Annotated in this window: 17 protein-coding genes and 1 pseudogene; 5 read left to right on the forward strand and 13 right to left on the reverse strand. The window is 64.5% G+C overall.

Annotation, left to right across the window (positions count from 1 at the left end):
- Positions 1-28: 28 nt before the first annotated feature.
- The gene (gene abaF / locus RN01_RS15705; RefSeq protein ID WP_024570960.1) at positions 29-1408 is read left to right on the forward strand and encodes a fosfomycin efflux MFS transporter AbaF; all 1380 of its coding nucleotides are present in this window, start codon (positions 29-31) and stop codon (positions 1406-1408) included.
- An 83-nt stretch (positions 1409-1491) separates the two neighbouring features.
- Here abaF and RN01_RS15710 read toward each other — a convergent pair whose 3' ends face one another.
- From RN01_RS15710 to RN01_RS15720, 3 genes are all read right to left on the reverse strand, one after another.
- Entirely contained in the window at positions 1492-2175 is a 684-nt protein-coding gene (locus RN01_RS15710; protein WP_017512097.1) for a GntR family transcriptional regulator, read from the reverse strand.
- A 72-nt stretch (positions 2176-2247) separates the two neighbouring features.
- Positions 2248-2928 carry a GntR family transcriptional regulator gene (locus RN01_RS15715; protein ID WP_011519505.1) on the reverse strand — a complete coding sequence of 227 codons (681 nt, stop codon included), beginning with the start codon at positions 2926-2928 and terminating at the stop codon, positions 2248-2250.
- 110 nt (positions 2929-3038) lie between these two features.
- Entirely contained in the window at positions 3039-3986 is a 948-nt protein-coding gene (locus RN01_RS15720) for a LysR family transcriptional regulator (RefSeq protein ID WP_029700552.1), read from the reverse strand.
- A 77-nt stretch (positions 3987-4063) separates the two neighbouring features.
- On the opposite strand from RN01_RS15720, the gene RN01_RS15725 reads away from it, so the two are divergent.
- Positions 4064-5143: a zinc-binding dehydrogenase gene (locus RN01_RS15725; RefSeq protein ID WP_024570958.1), complete on the forward strand. Its 1080-nt coding sequence runs from the start codon at positions 4064-4066 to the stop codon at positions 5141-5143.
- Between the two features lie 77 nt (positions 5144-5220).
- Here RN01_RS15725 and RN01_RS15730 read toward each other — a convergent pair whose 3' ends face one another.
- A complete protein-coding gene (locus RN01_RS15730) occupies positions 5221-5754 on the reverse strand; it encodes a dihydrofolate reductase family protein (RefSeq protein WP_017512095.1) in 534 nt (177 codons plus the stop codon).
- A 116-nt stretch (positions 5755-5870) separates the two neighbouring features.
- Positions 5871-6032: pseudogene (locus RN01_RS33080) on the reverse strand (nicotinate phosphoribosyltransferase); the annotation flags it as partial.
- 164 nt (positions 6033-6196) lie between these two features.
- On the opposite strand from RN01_RS33080, the gene RN01_RS15735 reads away from it, so the two are divergent.
- Positions 6197-7144, forward strand: a complete 948-nt coding sequence (locus tag RN01_RS15735; RefSeq protein ID WP_017512094.1) for a LysR family transcriptional regulator — start codon at positions 6197-6199, stop codon at positions 7142-7144.
- A 6-nt stretch (positions 7145-7150) separates the two neighbouring features.
- Here the strand turns inward: RN01_RS15735 and RN01_RS15740 are convergent, their stop codons facing one another.
- Genes RN01_RS15740 through RN01_RS15770 form a run of 7 tightly spaced genes read right to left on the reverse strand, consistent with a single transcriptional unit; the run spans position 7151 to position 14967 of the window.
- A complete protein-coding gene (locus RN01_RS15740) occupies positions 7151-7927 on the reverse strand; it encodes an enoyl-CoA hydratase (RefSeq protein ID WP_017512093.1) in 777 nt (258 codons plus the stop codon).
- A 13-nt stretch (positions 7928-7940) separates the two neighbouring features.
- Positions 7941-8912, reverse strand: coding sequence for a tripartite tricarboxylate transporter substrate binding protein (locus tag RN01_RS15745; RefSeq protein WP_038315198.1), 972 nt, complete (start codon positions 8910-8912; stop codon positions 7941-7943).
- A gap of 59 nt (positions 8913-8971) precedes the next feature.
- Positions 8972-10156 (reverse strand): CaiB/BaiF CoA-transferase family protein, encoded by a 1185-nt coding sequence (locus tag RN01_RS15750; RefSeq protein ID WP_024570957.1) that lies wholly within the window; start codon positions 10154-10156, stop codon positions 8972-8974.
- Between the two features lie 50 nt (positions 10157-10206).
- Positions 10207-12354 carry a 3-hydroxyacyl-CoA dehydrogenase NAD-binding domain-containing protein gene (locus tag RN01_RS15755; RefSeq protein WP_017512090.1) on the reverse strand — a complete coding sequence of 716 codons (2148 nt, stop codon included), beginning with the start codon at positions 12352-12354 and terminating at the stop codon, positions 10207-10209.
- A gap of 44 nt (positions 12355-12398) precedes the next feature.
- Entirely contained in the window at positions 12399-13571 is a 1173-nt protein-coding gene (locus RN01_RS15760; RefSeq protein ID WP_024570956.1) for a thiolase, read from the reverse strand.
- Entirely contained in the window at positions 13568-13966 is a 399-nt protein-coding gene (locus tag RN01_RS15765) for a Zn-ribbon domain-containing OB-fold protein (RefSeq protein ID WP_017513466.1), read from the reverse strand. The genes RN01_RS15760 and RN01_RS15765 overlap by 4 nt, the downstream gene beginning before the upstream one ends.
- 8 nt (positions 13967-13974) lie before the next feature.
- The gene (locus RN01_RS15770; protein ID WP_017513465.1) at positions 13975-14967 is read right to left on the reverse strand and encodes a tripartite tricarboxylate transporter substrate binding protein; all 993 of its coding nucleotides are present in this window, start codon (positions 14965-14967) and stop codon (positions 13975-13977) included.
- A 583-nt stretch (positions 14968-15550) separates the two neighbouring features.
- On the opposite strand from RN01_RS15770, the gene gdhA reads away from it, so the two are divergent.
- Both gdhA and RN01_RS15780 read left to right on the forward strand, forming a co-directional pair.
- Positions 15551-16894, forward strand: a complete 1344-nt coding sequence (gene gdhA / locus RN01_RS15775) for an NADP-specific glutamate dehydrogenase (RefSeq protein ID WP_017513464.1) — start codon at positions 15551-15553, stop codon at positions 16892-16894.
- A gap of 189 nt (positions 16895-17083) precedes the next feature.
- Positions 17084-17695 (forward strand): LysE family translocator, encoded by a 612-nt coding sequence (locus RN01_RS15780; protein ID WP_017513463.1) that lies wholly within the window; start codon positions 17084-17086, stop codon positions 17693-17695.
- Positions 17696-17769: 74 nt separating this feature from the next.
- Here the strand turns inward: RN01_RS15780 and RN01_RS15785 are convergent, their stop codons facing one another.
- Entirely contained in the window at positions 17770-18675 is a 906-nt protein-coding gene (locus tag RN01_RS15785) for a fimbrial protein (RefSeq protein ID WP_223277368.1), read from the reverse strand.
- Positions 18676-18771: the final 96 nt, after the last annotated feature.

Genomic DNA, 18771 nt, shown 5'->3' on the forward strand with positions numbered 1-18771 from the left:
GTCAGCAGAGACAAAAGGACGAGCAAAGATGGCGAATCAACTCAGCGAGGCTGTCCCCGAAGCGAGTGTGGGACGACAACGCGGCACGACAACGACAAAAGATCTGCGCCGCGTTGTCGCGGCTGCGATGGTTGGGTCCGTAGCGGAATGGTATGAGTTCTTCCTGTATGGAACCGCATCCGCACTGGTATTCGGGACGCACTTCTTCAAGAAAACAGGGAACCCGGTCGATGGCCTGATCGCGGCCTTCGCGCTCTATGCCGTCGGGTTCGCCGCGCGGCCGATCGGAGGGATCGTCTTCGGTTACTACGGCGACAAGTTCGGCCGCAAGTACCTGCTCCAGGTCAGTCTGGTGGCCGTGGGGATCACGACGTTCCTGATGGGCTGCCTTCCCACGTTCGACGTGATCGGGTACTGGGCCCCCGCCCTGCTCGTCACGCTGCGCCTTATCCAGGGCTTTGCCTTCGGCGGGGAATGGGGCGGCGCCGTCCTTCTGGTGAGCGAGCACAGCCCGGACGACCGGCGCGGCTACTGGGCAAGCTGGCCGCAGGCAGGCGTGCCGGCTGGCAACCTCGTCGCCACGCTCATCCTGCTCGCGCTCTCGAGCACGCTGCCCGAACAGGACTTCCTGTCCTGGGGCTGGCGAGTCGCCTTCTGGTTCTCCGCCGTGGTGGTGCTGATCGGCTTCTGGATCCGTCGCAAGGTCGATGATGCGCCGATCTTCAAGGAATCCCAGGAACGGCGCGAAAAGGAACATGCGACCCAGCAAGGCGTCCGGTACGTTCTGCGCTATCACTGGAAGGAAGTGCTGATCGGCATTGGCGCGCGCTTCGCGGAGAACATCCTCTACTACATGGTGGTGACGTTCTCCATCACGTACCTGAAGCTCGTGGTCGGCGCGGATACCACGCGCATTCTCAAGCTGATGTTCTTTGCCAATGCCCTGCACTTCATGATCATTCCGTTCATGGGCTACCTGTCGGACATCATCGGTCGCAAGCCGGTGTACCTGACCGGCGCGGTCCTGACGGCGGCATGGGGCTTCATTGGCTTCCCGATGATGGACACCGGGAACGACTGGATCATCATGGCTGCCATCGTGCTGGGCCTGGCAATCGAGTCGATGACCTACTCGCCCTACTCCGCGCTCATGACCGAGATGTTCCCGACGAACGTCCGATACACCGCGCTCTCGCTGTGCTACCAGATCGCACCGCTGATGGCCGGATCGCTGGCACCGCTGATCGCGCTGACGCTGCTGGAGAAATACCACTCCTCCACGCCGATCGCCCTCTACCTGGTGGCCGCCGCCGTGATCTCGATCATCAGCGTTGCCGCCGCGAAGGAAACGCGCGGCAAGTCATTGCGTGACGTCGACGCCGAGGCGAAAGCCCGTGTGAATGGCTGATCGAAGTCTCCGAGCAACAAAAAAGCCGCCCTGTCCGGGCGGCTTTTGTTTTCGGGCCTGGCTATTGGCTCGATCCGCTCTGCTTAGCTGGTGCCGCGCCGACGGGAGAGCAGGAAATTCCGCAGTTCCTCGCCGGCATGTTCGATATGCCGCTTCAACAGCGCGGCGGCGCCGCGCCCATCCCCTTTGCGACAGAGATCGACGAGTTGCCGGTGCTCGGCTTCGGCAATCTCCCGGCTGGCCGTGGACAAGGAAAGCTGCAGGCGCGTGTAGCGGTCCGTCTGCTGGAGCAGGGACGCGACGATGCTCACTGTCTTCGGCTGATCGGCCTTCGACAGCAGCAACTGATGCAGCATGGTATTCAGGTCGCCCCAGCGATCCTGCGCCTGCGCCTTCAGTTCGCCGCTGAACTCGGCCAGAATCGCGTCGAGTTCCTTGAAATCGTCGACGGAGAGCTTCTTCACGGACTTTCGGATCAGCGTGGGCTCCAGCAATGCCCGCAATTCGAACAACTCGGTGAGCTCTTCAATGGAAAGCTCCGACACGATGGCTCCCTTGTGAGGGAGTATCTTCACCAGCCCTTCGCTTTCGAGCTGCACCAGCGCTTCACGCAGCGGGATGCGGCTGATCCCGAGTTCATTGGCGAGCGCGTCCTGCCGGAGTTGATAGCCATCCACGTACTGGCCGGAGAGGATGCGGCGGCGAATTTCATCGGCGGCGGCCTCTGCTCGCGTCACATGCCGAAGACCAGGTTTATTGGTGACCATTGGAAGTTGACAACGGCGCCACCTGGCGCCGTTTTGCATATTTTCTACATTCTACAGCAGGGCCAGCGCGCCTTACGGCCTCCGGCGCTCCCGCAGAAAGAGAATCAACTCCTCGCCGGCATGCTCGATATGCCGCTTGAGCAGCGCGCACGCCTCCCTCGATTCGCCCAGCCGGCAAAGGCGGACGAGTTCCTCATGTTCCGCCTTGGCGCGCTGCACCGCGGCATCGCTGATGGAGAGCTGCACCCGTGTATAGCGGTCGGTCTGCCGCAATAGCGACTGCACCAGGTCCAGGGACCTGGGCCGGTTGGCACGCCCGAGCAGGATGTCGTGCAGCTCGGTGTTGAGTTCGCCCCACCGGTGCGAGTGCCCCTCGGCGAGTTCGATGGCATAGCGCTTCAGGATTTCATCGAGGCGGTCGAAGTCATCCTTTGTGAGGCGGGGAATCGAATGCCGAAGCAGATGGGATTCGAGCAGCGCACGCAACGAGAACAGCTCTTCGATGTCCTTCGTCGACAGCTCCGCAACAATCGCCCCCTTGTGGGGGACGATCTTCACCAGCCCTTCGTTCTCTAGCTGGACCAGTGCTTCCCGCACCGGGATGCGGCTGATGCCGAATTCTTCCGCGAGAAGATCCTGCTTGAGTTGAAAGCCCTCCACTAGCTCGCCTTCCAGGATTCGCCGCCTGAGTTCTTCCGTTGCCGCTTCGGCGCGTGTCGCCGCGCCTAGCGCAGACGTGGATCTTCCGTTCATATCTGTCTCGTGGATGCCCCTGGGCTAGATGGACGCTTCGGGGTGCGTCTCTGCCATGTTGCATTCTACTGCGCTCGCGTGCGGGATCGGCACCTGAGTTGCCGCCGTGCTCAGCCCTCCCGCAACTGGCCAGCCACTTCGGCCAGCGTGCTCCGCAGCCAGGCAATCGCTGGGTCCGCGTGGTTGCGCGGGTGCCATGCCGCGCTGAGCGAGAATCCCGGCACATCGAACGGCAGCGCGAAGGCATCCAGCCAATCGGCATAGCGTGCCGCCAGCCGAGCCGGCATCGTGCAGACGTAGTCACTACGGCGCAGCAAATCGGGGACCACCGTGAATGCCTGAACCGATACCGCGACATCACGCGATCGACCCAGCAACTGAAGCTGCTCGTCAACGAAGCCGAAGAAGCTGCCACCACTCGTGGAAACCAGCACGTGGCGCAATTTGCAGTACGTATCGAGCGTCAGCCGGCGCGCTCCCCGAGGATGAGATTTCCGCTGCGCCATCACGAAGGTCTCATCGAGAAGTTTGCGCGCCCGCATGGTTGGCGGAACCATACGCTCGGACCCGATCAGCAGATCGACTTCACCCGATTCGAGCTGGGCGGCGATCTCGGCCTGCCGTCCATGCACGAACGCCACGCGCACCCCGGTCCCCGCGACAACCGATAACCGCTCCAGCAAGGACATGCCAAGTGTCGACGTGGCGTTATCGCTCGCGGCGATAACGAACTGGCGCGTATCGACGAACGGATCGAACTCTGGCCGCCGATGCACGACCGACTCCAGGTCCTTGAGCGCGACGTGCAGCGGCTCCAGCAATGCCAGGGCCCGCGCGCTTGCGATCATGCCGCGCCCCGTATCCGCCGGCATCAGCAATGGATCGTCAAAGATGCGCCTCAGCCGCGCCAGTTGGGCCGATACGGCAGGCTGCGTCAGCCCGAGCCGCTCCGCCGTATGCGTGACGTTACGTTCGTCCAGCAAGGCATCCAGGGTCACCAGAAGGTTCAGATCCACACCCTTGAAATCAACCACACTTATACCTCTTATATCTGTCATCGATTTCAAAGATAGGTCGCGGGCCCCTACAGTTCAAGCCAGACAACCCGCAGACACCCCAATCAAGGAGCCCCGATATGAAAGCCTGGATGCTCGACCAACCCGGCCAGCCGCTTGCCCTGCGTGACATCGACACGCCCCATGCCCGCCCCGGCGCGGTGCTGGTACGCATGGAAGCAGTGCCGCTGCTCAGCTACACGCGCGACTACCTGAACGGCGCGCTGCCTTACGCCTACCCGCCCGGTCCTTTCACCCCCGGTACAAACGGCGTTGGCACGATCATCGAAGCCGGAGCGGGTGTCCATCACTTCCGGGCCGGACAACGCGTGGCCGTCAACCCGTACCTGACCAGCTCGGAAAGCGTCGATGCGCCGGCCGAAATCCTGATTGGCCTGACCGGCATCAGCGCGGACAGCGGCCCCCTGCTTCAGGACTTTCCACACGGAACGCTACGAGAGATTGCCGAGTTCCCCGCTGCGGCACTTGTCCCCCTCGACGGGCTGGATCGTTTTTCGTCCGACCGGCTGGCCACTCTGTCGAAGTTCGCCATTCCTTTCGGCGGCCTGCGTCGCGGCCGGCTGGTTGCGGGCGAGACCGTCGCGATCAACGGCGCAACGGGCGCGTTCGGGTCAGCCGCCGTGCTTGCCGCGCTGGCGATGGGCGCATCGACCGTGCTCGCGCTGGGACGCCGCGCTGGCCCGCTCGAATCCCTGGCCCGGATGGGTGACGGCCGGGTGGTGCCGGTAGTGATGACTGGCGATGAGGGGGTCGACAGCGCCGCCATCCGCAATGCGGCGTCCGGCGGTGGCGTCGACCTGGCATTCGACATGGTTGGTCAGGCCACTTCGCCAAACAGTACGCTCGCGGCGCTGCTCAGCCTGAAGCGGCGCGGTCGCATGGTGCTGATGGGCAGCATGACCGTGCCGCTGCCACTGCCCTACGGCGCCATGCTGCGCAATGGCTGGGAGCTGATCGGCCACTTCATGTACGCATCCGCCGACTACCGCGCGCTGGTGGCAATGGTTCGCGCCGGCCAGCTTTCACTCGATGCAATCCACGTGAAGCGCTTCCCGTTCGACGCCATAGAGCAGGCAATCGACGCGGCGGGCACGCTGGCCGGGCTAGAGGCAGCGGTGGTGACGTTCCCACACGACTGAGACGCAGCGCGACGGAGGGTTCGCCACGACAAACCGGGCGGAGGGTGGCCCGGCCGCCCTTCTCACCCGTTCACGCGTCAGGCCACCCGGTACGTCAACTGCACCAATCCCGAGGGGAAGCTGCGGCTCGATACCAGGGCCAGATCGACGTCGCGCGGCAGCGCCCCGAACAACGGCCGCCCGGCGCCGATCAACACGGGAACCGTGGTAACCACCAGATCGGCGATCAACCCGTCGCGCAGGAACGACTGCACAACCTGCCCGCCATCGACATAGACCCGGCGTACGCCCTCGGCCGCCAGGCGTTCCAGCGTATCCCTCGGCGAAAGGCTCGCGAATCGGACTTTCCCCTCCAACGCCGCCGGCACCGGTTTGCCCGCCAGTTGCCTGGACAGGACCAGGACAGGCCGGTCATAGGCCCAGTCGCCAAGGGTCAGGACCTTCTCGTAGGTGCCCCGGCCCATCACGATCGCATCCTTGTCGGCGATGAAATCCATATAACCGTGGTCCTCGGCCGGATCGTCGCGCTGCAACAGCCAGCCGATATCACCGTCGGGTCGTGCGATGAAGCCGTCTAGGCTGGTGGCGATGAAGACGTGTGCGGTGGTCATGGATGGCTCCGGAGCGAACAAGCCGCGTATTCTTCACCGGACAGGACACCGACACAAGCCGCGCAGGCATATCCCCCCTTTTTTCCGTTTGACGCACCGGTGGCGCCGGGATGTTAGTCGCCGGTCCGGCGATTGCGTAGCAGTGTCAGGCGGCCTTGCCTGGGTCGCTTGCCTGCATCGGTGACAGGGTCCTTCCTGACATTGCGGCAGGCATCGTCCATCTTGACAGTCGAGCACTTCATGGCGAATCGCTGCGCGTCGCGGTTCAGTTGCTGCAGCTATGTCCGCCCTGGGGCCGGCGGCAGTGCTTCCGGCTCCCTTCCATTGCTTCCAGGACCCGATTGATGCAGCATGGCGAGACCAATGCGTCTTGCTGCACGCCCGCGCCATCGGCATTCGCCGGTGGCTGCAAAAGCGGGTGACCTATTCCGGAGTCCCTCTCTTGCGGTACGAACTCACCGATCTCCGCCTTTTCCAGGCTATTGCGGAGGCCCACAGCCTGGCGGGCGGCGCCAGCGCCGCGCATATCACGGCCTCGGCGGCCAGTTACCGTCTGAAGAACCTGGAGCATGCGCTGGGCACACCGCTCTTCGTTCGCAACGCACGTGGCATGGATCTGACGCCTGCGGGCGAGATGATGCTGGCGCATGTGCGCGAGCTGCTGCAAGGCATCGAACGGATGCACGGAGAGGTTGGCCGCTTTGCCAGCGGGCTCAAGGGACACATCCGCCTGCTGGCAAACAGCAGCTCGCTGAACGGATTCATCATCCCGAGCGTGAGCCGGTTCCTGGCCGCGCACCCAGCGGTCAACATCGATCTGGAAGAGCGGGCCAGCCAGGCGATCACGGCCGCAGTGGCCGCGCATGAGGCGGATATCGGCATATTTGCCAGCGATATGACCATGGCCGCCGACACCGCCGGCGTTCACGCGGTACGGTACGCGGTCGATGAACTGGTGCTGGCGGTTGCCCCCGATCATCCGTTGGCGCGACAGGGGCGCATCCGGTTTGGCGCCGCGCTCGGGTTCGACTTCGTCTGCATGAGCCGCACCAGCAGCAACTTCCTGTTTCTGCGCGATACCGCGCAACGCGCCGGCAAGCAACCGAATGTCCGCCTGCACGCACACAGCTTCGAGGCGGTGCTGGCGCTGGCGGCTGCCGGCGTCGGGGTGGCGCTGGTGCCGCATAGCGTGGCGGCCGCATCGATGCACGAGGGGCGCGTGGTCGGGGTCGCGCTCGACGAGCCCTGGGCGGTACGGGAACTGACGCTCGTCACGCGCGCCGACGGAAAACTGCCCGGCTTTGCCGCGGCGTTCGTGCAATTCCTGCTCAACGACCCGCGCGTGGCCATCACACGCGAGACAGGCGCGGCACCCGAAGCCGCGCCCTGAGTCCCGTTACCGCTTGCGGTTCAGGAAGGTGGCCATGTGATGCTGCGGCTCGCCCGTGTCAAAGGCACTGCCGAACTCCGCCACGCTGTTGTCGATCGACACGTCGAGCGGCGCTTCTTCCCACTCGCGCAGCAGCCGCTTCTGCTGACGCACCACCTGCGGGCCGAAGCTGGCCAGCAGTGATGCCACACGGCTAACCTCGACGTCGAGATCGGCCAGCGGCACCACGCGACTCACCAACCCCGCAGCCAGCGACTCTGCCGCGTCGGCGATCTCGCCCGTCAGCAACAGCCACGCGGCGCGCGCGTTGCCAATCAGGCGCGGCATCAGCGCCGCGTGAATCACCGACGGAATACCTACCTTGACCTCCGGCATACCCAGCTGGGCGTTGTCGGCGGCGATGCGGATATCGCACGCCAGCGCGAGTTCCAGGCCGCCGCCGAGGCACCAGCCCGGCATCCGTGCAATCACGGGTACCGGGAAGTGACGCAGCGCATTGCACAAGTCGCGCAATGCGCTGATGAACACTTCCGCGCGCTCGCGGGTCAGCGCGGCCATCTCGTTGATATCGGCGCCCCCGATAAAGCCCTTGTCCCCCGTGCCGCGAACCACCAGCACGCGCACGTCGTCGCGTTCGGCCAGGGCGCGCACGGCCTGGGTCAGATCCGCAATGACCGGCGTGCCGAGGATATTCAGCGATTTCGCCTCGCGGATGGTGACGGTGGCTACGCCGTGCTCGTCGATCTCTACGGCGGCGTGGTGATTGGAAAGCGATGCGCTCATCGTGTTCTGCTCCTTACTGCAGCTTTGCGAAATGGATGTCCTCGACCACCTTCTTCCAGTGCTGATTCTGCTCCCGGATCAGGTCGGCGAAGGCCTTGCGCGTGGTATAGGCAGGCAGCGCGCCCTGCTTCTCGATGGCGTCGACCACCTCCGGCTCGGCCAGCACCTGCTTGACGGCCGCATTGATCTTGTCGAGGGTCGCCGGCGGCGTGCCAGCCGGCGCGCCAAGGCCAAACCACGACGGATTGTTCATCGCGGGCAGTCCGGCTTCCGCGTAGGTCGGCACATTGGGCAGCATCTTGAGTCGATGCTTGGCCGCCACGGCCAGGGGCCGCAGCTTGCCGCCCTGGATCAGGCCGGACGACGACGGGATATTGTCGAACACAACCTGGATCTGTCCAGCCATCGCATCGTTCAGCGCCGGCCCCAGGCCCTTGTACGGCACGTGCAGCATCTTCGTGCCCGTGACGCTCATGAACAGTTCGCCATTCATATGGCTCAGGCCACCGTTGCCCGACGAGCCAAACGAGTACTTGCCCGGCGACGCCTTCAGCAGCTTGATGAAGGCCGCCATGTCCTGAGCGGGGAACGACGGATTGACCACCAGCACGTTGGGCACGTCCGCCAGATTGCTGATCGGATCGAAATCCTTGACCGGGTCGTATGCCGTCTTCTGATAGACGTTCGGGTTGACCGCGTGGGAGCTTTCCACTTCCATCACGAGCGTATAACCATCGGCCGGCTGCTTGGCCGCGTAGGCACTGCCTACCGCGCCACCGGCGCCGGGACGGTTCTCGACCACAACAGGCTGCTTCAGCACCGCGCCAAGCCGCGTGCCGACCACGCGCGCGATGATGTCGGTAGTGCCACCGGCCGCGTAGGGCACCACGAGCTTGATCGGCTTGTCCGGCCAGTCGGCGGCGTGGGCAACGCATGCCGGGCCCACAGAGGCCAGCGCGGCCAGTGCCAGGAAGGTTGGCTTCATATTCATCATGTGTCTCCGTACGGATTGAATTGTCGAAATTCGAGTCGGGCCGCCTGCAACTATCGCGCGGCAGCGATGGCGGCCACTGCTGTGGCGCCCGTGTGTTCGCCGAGCAGCGGCGGTGGCTTGAGCGGCTGCGGATTGGCCGGCAGCATCGGATTACGCACCATTGGCACCTCGCCCATCACCGGATGCGTGGCCACCTGACGCAATTGCCGATGCTGGACCTGCGGATGCGCGAAGACTTCTTCCATCGTATGAATCGGGCCCCATGGCACGCCGGCGGCATCGAATGCCGCCGTCCAGTCGGCACGCGAGCGCGTTGGGAACAACGCCGTCAGTACCTTGCGCAGCTCGGTGAGATGTTCGATGCGGCCCGAGTTCGTGACGTAGCGCGGGTCTTGCGCGAGATCCGGACGCCCCGCCACATCACAGAAGCGTGCGAACTGCGCGTCGTTGCCGATCGCCAGAATCAGATAACCATCGGCGCATCGGAAGACCTCATACGGCGCGCAGTTCGGATGCGCGTTGCCACTGCGTTGCGGGTTCTTGCCCGATACCAGGTAGTTGGCGCCCTGATTCGCATTCAGTGCCACGGCCACGTCGAGCAGTGCGATATCGAGATGCTGGCCTTCGCCGGTCTGCTGACGCTGGAACAGCGCCGCCAGCACGGCGCTCGTCGCATACATGCCCGTGCTGACATCGACCACTGCCACGCCCGTGCGCAACGGCCCCGCGCCGGGGCTACCATCCGGCTGGCCGGTGTAACTCATCAGTCCGCCCATCCCCTGGAACACGTAGTCATAGCCGGGCTTGTCGGCCATCGGGCCGTCCTGACCGAACCCCGTGATCGACAGATAGATCAAACGCGGATTGATCGCCTTGAGCGACGCATAGTCGAGCCCGTAGCGTTTGAGCGTCCCCACCTTGTAGTTCTCCACCAGCACGTCAGCGTGGCGGGCCAGCTCCAGCAACTGCGCAACACCTTCAGGTTGGCCATAGTCGATGCATACCGACTGCTTGCCGCGATTGCAGCTGATGAAGTACGCGGAAAGGCGCGCGTCGCTGCCATCCGCGGCATCCAGATAGGGGGGGCCCCACCCGCGCGTGTCATCGCCACGCTGCGGATGTTCGACCTTGACGACTTCGGCGCCCAGATCGGCGAGGTTCTGCGTACACCACGGCCCAGCCAGGATGCGCGACAGGTCCAGCACGCGAATGCCTTCCAATGCGCGATGCAACATTGTGACTCCAGATTTTCGTGTTCAGATTCAGGGGGGGATGCGGCGCGAACTCAGCGTGGACCGTCGAAGGTCTGCCTGCCTTCAGCGACCAATCGTTCGAGCAGTGGCGCAGGCTCCCAATGGGCGCCGTGCACGTCCTGCAACGCGCGGATGCGGGTCAGCACATGCGCCAGACCGAGCGTTTCCGCGTAGAACATGGGGCCGCCACGCCACGCCGGAAAGCCGTAGCCATGCACGTACGCCACGTCGATATCGGAAGCGCGCTGTGCGATGCCCTCTTCCAGGATGCGCGCGCCTTCATTGATCAACGCCAGCATGCAACGCTCGACGATCTCCTCGTCGGCAACCGGGCGCCGCGTAATGCCCGCCTCGCGCGCGCAGTCTTCGATCAACGCGTCGATCTGCGGGTCGGGGATCGGCGTACGGCTGCCAGGTTCGTAGCGGTAGTAGCCGCCGTTGGTCTTCTGCCCGAACCGACCCAGTTCGCAGATTCGATCGGCCACCGCCGAATACCGCAGGTGCGCCGGCCGAGTCGGCGCCAGCCGCTTCCGCGTGGCCCAGTTGATGTCCATGCCGGCCAGATCCGCCATTGTCAGCGGGCCCATCGCCATGCCGAACTGCGTCAATGCCCGATCGACCTGCAGCGGCGACGCGCCCTCTTCCAACAGGAAGCCGGCCTCGCGCCAGTAAGGCGTCAGCATCCGGTTGCCGACAAACCCTTCACACACCCGCACCAGCACCGGTATCTTGCGGATGCGCTGCGCCATCGCCATGCACGAGGCGATGACGTCGGCGTGGGTCGCCTGTCCGCGCACGACTTCCAGCAGCTTCATCACGTTCGCCGGGCTGAAGAAATGCAGGCCGATCACATCGCCCGGGCGTTTGGTCGACGCGGCGATCGTGTCGATGTTCAACCGCGACGTATTCGTCGCCAGGATCGCCGACGGCTTGCACAGCGCGTCCAGACGCTCGAAGATGGCCTGCTTCACGGCCATGTCTTCGAACACGGCCTCGACCACCAGATCGGCATCTGCCACGGCCTCGAACGCCAGCGTCGGAGTTATGCGCCCCATGCGCGCGTCAATCTGCTGCGGCGCCAGCTTGCCTTTCGCGGCGGTGATCTCGTAGTTGCGGCGGATCAGTGCCACGCCGCCGTCCAGCGCGGCCTGCTCGCGTTCGATCAGCATGACCGGAATGCCGGCGTTGACGAACGACATCGCAATGCCGACGCCCATCGTCCCGGAACCGATGACGGCAACACGTTCGATCGGCCGCAGCGCCTGTCCCTTCCCTTCGGCAAACTTCGGCGCCTCGCGCTCGGCGAAGAAGATATGGCGCAGCGCCTTCGACTCATTGCCCGCGACAAGCGCCTCGAACTGGGCGCGCTCGAATGCCAGCCCGTCGGCAATCGGCAGCTGCGTCGCGGCTTCGACACACCGGATGCACGCATTCTGCGCGAGCGCATTGCGTGCCTTGCCGTTGATCGCAGCAATCCGCGCCCCGAAATCGACATCGCCGCCCGCCTTGACGGCCAACGCACTGGCAACCGGATGCGCCACCGCACGGGCGGCAGCACGCCGGCAAAAGTCGACCGCCAGTGCGACAACAGGTCCGGCATCCCGCGTACCGCTCGGGCTCGCGTCTGCCATCGCATCGGCGAGACCGATACGCGCGGCGGTCTCGCCGCTGACGGGCACCCCTTGCTGAATCATGTCCAGCGCCTGTTCCACACCAACGAGCCGTGGCAGCCGCTGGGTACCGCCGCCACCGGGCACGAGCCCGAGGTTGACCTCTGGCAGACCCAGGCTGGCGTCGGATGCCACCACGCGGTAGTGGCAACCCATGGCCAGTTCCAGCCCACCGCCGAGCGCCACGCCGTGAATCGCGGCCACCACGGGCTTGCTTGCCGATTCGATCAGTGCCAGCACATCGCGCGACAGCGGCCGGGCGGTCGCGGCAGGCGTGTTGAACTGCCGGATGTCCGCGCCGCCGCAAAACGCCTTGCCGGCGCCTGCCAGCACAACCCCGGCCACGGTGGCATCCTGCAGCGCGCGCGTGATGCCGGCGTGCAGCCCGGCGCGCGTGGTATCGCCCAGGCCGTTCACCGGCGGGTTGTCGAGCCACAGCACGGCGACATCGCCCTGCTGTTGCCAGCTCACGGTGGAGGAAAGAGGAATGGATTCGATTGCCTGGGACATTGCTGCGATCTCGACTACGGTTCTTTGCAAGGCTGGTTTAGCCCTTATTGGCTGGATGCCAGGATGGCGGTGGCCTGGCTTGACAGCACGCCACCATTGCCGTGCACCAACGCCGTTTCCACTTTGCTGACCTGCCGCTCGCCGGCCTCGCCGCGCAACTGGCTGACGGCTTCGATCACAAGGAAGATGCTGTACATGCCTGGGTGAATGCACGACAGCCCGCCACCATTGGTATTCATCGGGAAATCACCGCCCGGCGCGATGCGGCCACCCGAGATGAATGCACCGCCCTCGCCTTTCGCGCAGAAGCCCAGGTCTTCCAGAAACAGGATCGGGTTGATCGTGAAGGCGTCGTAAAGCTCTACCACGTCGATATCGGCTGGCGTCAGACCTGCCTGCGCGAATGCCTTGCGGCCCGAGTCAATGGCCGGCGTGCGCGTCAGATCGTCCATGCAGGAAATCTGCCGATGCCAGTGCGCGTGCCCGACGCCGAGCACATAGATCGGCTTCGCATGAAGACCCCGCGCACGGTCCGCGCGCGTGACGACGAAAGCGCCGGCGCCATCGGTCACCAGACAGCAATCGCGCACCGTCAGCGGGTCGGACACCATCTTGGCGTTGATCACCTCGTCGATCGTCAATGGGTCGCGCATGAAGGCGTCGGGATTGCGCTGCGCCCACTGCCGCGCTGCCACCGCCACTTCGGCCAGTTGCCTGCGCGTGGTGCCGAACTCGTGCATGTGCCGGGCCGCGGCCAGCGCATAGCTGGTGACGGGGTTGAACGGTTTGTATGGATGCTCGTACGGCTGCGGGTCGAGTTCGGCGCGCATCGCGTTGACGCGCGAACTGCTGGGAATGCTGCGAGGATTGCTGCCGTAGCAGATCAGCACGTTGTCGCATTCGCCCGCCTCGATCGCCATGGCAGCGATGCGGATATCCGCGATGAACGACGAGCCGCCGAACATCGTGCTATCGGAGAACCGGGGGCGGATGCCGAGATACTCTGACATGCGCATCACCCACCAGGGCGATGTCAGGCTCGACGTGATAATGCCGTCGATATCGGCCATGCGCAGCCCGCTTGCCGCCACCGCGCGGTACGCGGCCTGGGCGATGATCTCCTGCTCCGTGCGGCCACCCGCATGACCGAGCCCTGCCAGCCCAGTGCCCAGAATCGCCACGCCACCACGATCGGTGGCCTTCAATGCCGCGCTCATTGTCGCTCCCCGGCCGGCGCGAACACCAGCAATGCGTCCTCGCCCGTGCGCAGCACCTGCGCCCTGACGCGGTGCCCGATCCTCACCGCGCCGGGATCCACGCCGATCACGCGGCTCATCATGCGCGGCCCCTCGTCGAGATCGACCAGGCACACGTTGTAGTCCCCCTCCTTCTTGCGCACGACCGTGGTCGAGTACACGGTGCCAAGACCACTCGGCGCGGCCCACTGCAACGCTACGGAGCCGCAATGGGGGCAAACGACGCGCGGAAAGAAGTGATGCCGGCCGCAGTCGCGGCACTGGGGGATCTCGAACACGCCTTCGGAGAGGCGCTGGAAATAGTGAGCGTCGGCAGATGTGGCTGCCGGGTCGCCGGATGGATATGCAGTCGTCATGGGGCCCCTTACTGCTCGATCTGCACGCCGGTGATCTTGACCATGTTCTGCCACTTGGCCACTTCGGTCTCGACGTACTTGCGGAATTCGGCCGGATTCAGATTTCCCGCAGCCTCGGCGTTCTGCTTCCTGAGTTTGGCCACCATGTCCGGCGATGACATGATCCGGTTCACCTCGGTATTCAAGCGCGTGACGATGGCGGCCGGCGTTCCGGCCGGTGCGTACAGCCCCAGCCAGGTATAGGCGTCGAAGTTCTTGTACCCGGCCTCGGCAATCGTCGGCACATCGGGGAACAGCTTGCTGCGTTCCAGGCTGGTCACGGCGATCGGACGCAGCTTGCCGGCGGCGATGAACGCGGAGACGCTCATCGAATCCTGGAATACCACCGGAATCTGGCCGGCCACGGCATCACTGGTGGATGGCGACGCGCCCTTGTATGGCACGTGCACCAGCGGCGCACCGGTCATATGGCGGAACAGCTCGCCCGCGAGATGGGTGGAGCCTCCCACGCCCGCGGAACCATAGGGCACGCTGCCCTGGGCCTTGGCCCACGTCACGAACTCGGGCACGGTATGCGCCGGCACTGACGGGTTCACCACGAGCATGTTCGGCGCCTTGGCGATCAGGGCAATCGGCTCGAAGTCCAGGACCGGGCGATACCGCACGGTCTTCTGCACGGCCGGGCCAATCACGTGCCCGGTGGCGCTGAGCAGCAGCGTGTAGCCGTCATTCGGCTTGCGGGCGACGTATTCCGTGGCGAGTTGTCCGGCAGCGCCGGGGCGGTTCTCCACCACGAAGCTCTGCTTGAACGTCTGGCTCAGTTCGGCCGCGAGCATGCGGCCAACGATATCGGTCATGCCGCCGGGCGCGAACGCCACCACGATCGTGACCGGCTTGGTTGGCCACGTATCGGCATGTGCCGGAGCCAGGGAAGTACCGCCTAGTGCGAATGAAAAGCCAATGGCCGCCATGAGGCGACGGCGCCGAAAGCCGTGTTGCATCGATGTCTCCTGCCTTGTCGTTATTCGCCAGGGCAGTGCCGCCCGTGCGTTGGAAATGCCGGGCGCCAGTTTATTTTTGAGGACAGGAAACCACTATCCGAAAGTTTCGAAGCACGCGTTCGTGGATTTTCAAGGCTTGCAGGAATGGCCGCTTCCCGCGGCAATCCCGGCGCGGCAAGTCTGGCGTCTGGTGAGCAATACCGCACAAGGATCGGAAGGCGCATTCGGGGGTGCACTCGGGAGCAGTCGGGGGCGCATTCCGGGGCGTCTCCGCCGGCCCGGAAGACCGTGCCGGCGTACCGAACAGCGCACTGTTTTTCCCTCCACCTCGATGTTTTCGATGTGGGGCGCCCCACTCTGGTGCTAAGCTTCGTGCCTGTCCGAAACATCCAGCCACAAGCCTAATTGTTAGGACATTTCGGCTTGCCTCCCAGTCCCGCCGCCTGACGCGGGGTCCCCATCGGGATTTCCCGGGTTTCCATGCCGCGGCGCCCACCAGACACGCCATTCGGAGCGACCCTTCCGCCACACCCACTACGTGGCGCAGGCGCCGCACATCGCATCAAGAAAACTCAGAGACATCGTGACTTCTCGCACCCTCGATTCCTTCCTGGCCGGGGTCTCCCGGCGTGACCCCAACCAGCCCGAATTCTTCCAGGCCGTGAAGGAGGTCATGATGACCTTGTGGCCGTTCGTCGAGCGCAACCCGCGCTATGGCGATCAGGCCCTGCTGGAACGGCTGGTGGAACCGGAACGCGTGATCCAGTTCCGCGTGGCATGGACCGACGATCGCGGCCAGGTGCAGGTCAACCGCGCCTTCCGCGTGCAGCACAGTTCAGCGATCGGCCCGTACAAGGGCGGGATGCGCTTTCACCCGACCGTGAACCTGTCGGTGCTGAAGTTCCTGGGCTTCGAGCAGACTTTCAAGAATGCGCTGACCACCCTGCCCATGGGCGGCGGCAAGGGCGGCTCGGACTTCGACCCGAAGGGCAAGTCCGACGCCGAAGTCATGCGCTTCTGCCAGGCGCTGATCACCGAGCTGTATCGTCACCTGGGACCGGACACGGACGTGCCGGCCGGTGACATCGGCGTGGGCGCACGAGAAGTCGGCTTTATGGCCGGCATGATGAAGAAGCTGTCGAACCAGTCCGCCTGCGTGTTCACTGGCAAGGGTCTGGCCTTCGGCGGCAGCCTGATGCGTCCCGAGGCCACTGGCTACGGCACGGTGTACTTCGCGCAGGAGATGCTGCATCGTCGCGGCCGCGAATTCGACGGTCTGCGTGTGCTGCTGTCGGGCTCGGGCAACGTGGCGCAATACGCCGCCGACAAGGCGATCGAGCTGGGTGCCAAGGTGCTGACGGTGTCGGACTCCGGCGGCGTGCTGCACTTCCCCGAGGGCATGAATCGCGAGCAACTGGACGCGCTGATGACGTTCAAGAACGACACCCGCGGCCGCCTGTCCGACTTCGCCGAGCAGCATGGCCTGCGCTTCGAGGCGGGCAAGACGCCGTGGCACGTACCCGCTGACGTGGCACTGCCGTGCGCCACCCAGAACGAACTGAACGGTCAGGATGCCGAGCGCCTGCTGTCGAACGGCGTGTTCTGCGTAGCCGAAGGCGCCAATATGCCGTCGACGCTGGACGCCGTGGACCGCTTCGTGGCCGCACGCATCCTGTATGCGCCGGGCAAGGCCAGCAACGCTGGCGGTGTGGCCACCTCGGGCCTGGAAATGTCGCAGAACGCAATGCGCATGGCCTGGCATCACGCCGAGATCGACGAGAAGCTCCACGCCATCATGAAGGACATCCACGGCAACTGCATCCACTACGGCCAGAAGGAAGACGGCTACATCAATTATGTGGAAGGCGCCAACATCGCCGGCTTCGTCAAGGTGGCGGACGCCATGCTGGCGCAGGGTGTGATCTGATCCCGCGGCCGATCGGGCAGCTGGTCTAACCAGACACCCGGTTGCCAGCCCGGGGAGGAATGCGACGAGGCTTGCCTCGTCGCATTTTCTTTTGCCCGCTGCGCCGCCACGCATCGTCAGGTAGGATTGGCGCTCCCCCTGATCGCGTCGGCCGGGCCCACACGCCCCGTGTGCCGCGGAGAACACAAGATGGAATACATCAACACCCTGCTGGCACTGACCGGCGTCATGATGCTGAGCGTCGCCAGCCCGGGACCGAATTTCATGATCGTCACATCGACGGCGGTCGCGTCTCGGCGTGCAGGCGTGATCACCGGCCTCGCGCTTGGCGCAGCCTCAGGCACCTGGGCCCTGATCGCGATCGCCGGACTCGGCCTGATCGTCACGCATGTGGCATGGATCGGCACGGCGCTCCGGATTGCTGGCGCCGCCTACCTGATCTGGCTCGGGGCAAAGATGATCCTGACCGCGCACCGCCCGCTGAACGCTCCGACCCTCGTTGCGCCATCCGGCTGGACCGCCGCGAAGAAGGGGTATGTCGTCAGCATGACCAACCCCAAGGCCGTGGCGTTCTACGGCAGCATCTTCGCGTTGATGGTCCCCGCTCACGCGCCGGCGTGGTTCCACGTCGCTGTCATCGCCATTGCAGTCGCGGTATCGTCCGCGTGGTACTGCGGCATGGCGCTGCTCGCCTCGCACCCTGCGGTTCACCGGTTACTGATGCGGCGCAAGGCCGTGCTGGATTCCGTGGTTGGAGGACTGCTGATAGTCCTTGGCGGACGGATGCTGGCGGCGCGCTGAAGCCTTGCGTTCCCCGCCAATTCACCGGGAATGCGACGGGGGGCGGGAGAGAATCGTTATCGGCCACCATCGGCCTACTGATAGTCGAAAGTGAAAACCATCGTACCCCTCACGGGGCCCCAACTGGGTCTGTTTGAAAGACTGTAGTACCGGAACGCATAGCGATACGAGGCCATGCGGTTGGCGGAAATGCGACCAAGATGATTGCGCGTTTGCAGGGGCACCGGGGTATAAGTGTTGCCATCGATCAGCTGCATGCCTACCCCTCTGGCCATGTGAAACGAGTTTTCGGTCTGGATGCCGAGCACGCCCGTGGAAGCGGATCTGACAGGCGTCCCGCTGGCACCATCGAAGGATATGCCCACAACTGCCTCGCCATCGCATGTGAGCCCGATGGAGAATGGCGCAAAGCCCGCCGTCGAACCATACCCGGTGAGACTCGACGCCGTGACATCCGGAAGGGTAACGTTCGTCGGAGCTCGCGTCGTGCAGGTAATCTGACGCGGCGCGGCGATACCGGTGAAGCCGATGTAGTTCCCTGCATTGTGGGGGCTCCCGAGGCCGACTCCTGAACGATAAACGCCAAAACCAAAGCGCGTTTGCGCGGGATTCAGGCTATCCTGACTTTTACTGATCGCTCCCGTTTTCACGAATTCGATCGAAACGGACACCGCGTACGAAAGGTCAGCCGCCAGCGTTCCCAGAGCCGCCGCTCTTGTATCGCAAAGGGTATCGGCAGCATTGACCATAGGCTGTCCCGCTGCGTTCCGTAGCCGAATGCCAATGCCAGCAGCACCTGTCGAATACACGCCTGGGGTGATTTCTCTGCCGCTGCCGTAGTAGCACGCAACGATCGGCGCGCCCGCATAGATCATTCTGTTGCCGTCCGCGACACATCGACCGCTGATCGTGTAGTTCCGCCTCGTGCCCGGGATTTCCTCGCCGACCGCAAGGCTGACCACCACGGCCATATTGTTCATGGTCTGCATGTACGGCATGGCAGGCGATGACGAGCAATGTCCCTGTGCCTGAACAGCATCAGACACGGCCGCGAACGCCAGTACACACAGCATTCT

It is taken from the genome of Cupriavidus sp. SHE (assembly GCF_000812445.1).
Lineage (GTDB): Bacteria > Pseudomonadota > Gammaproteobacteria > Burkholderiales > Burkholderiaceae > Cupriavidus > Cupriavidus metallidurans.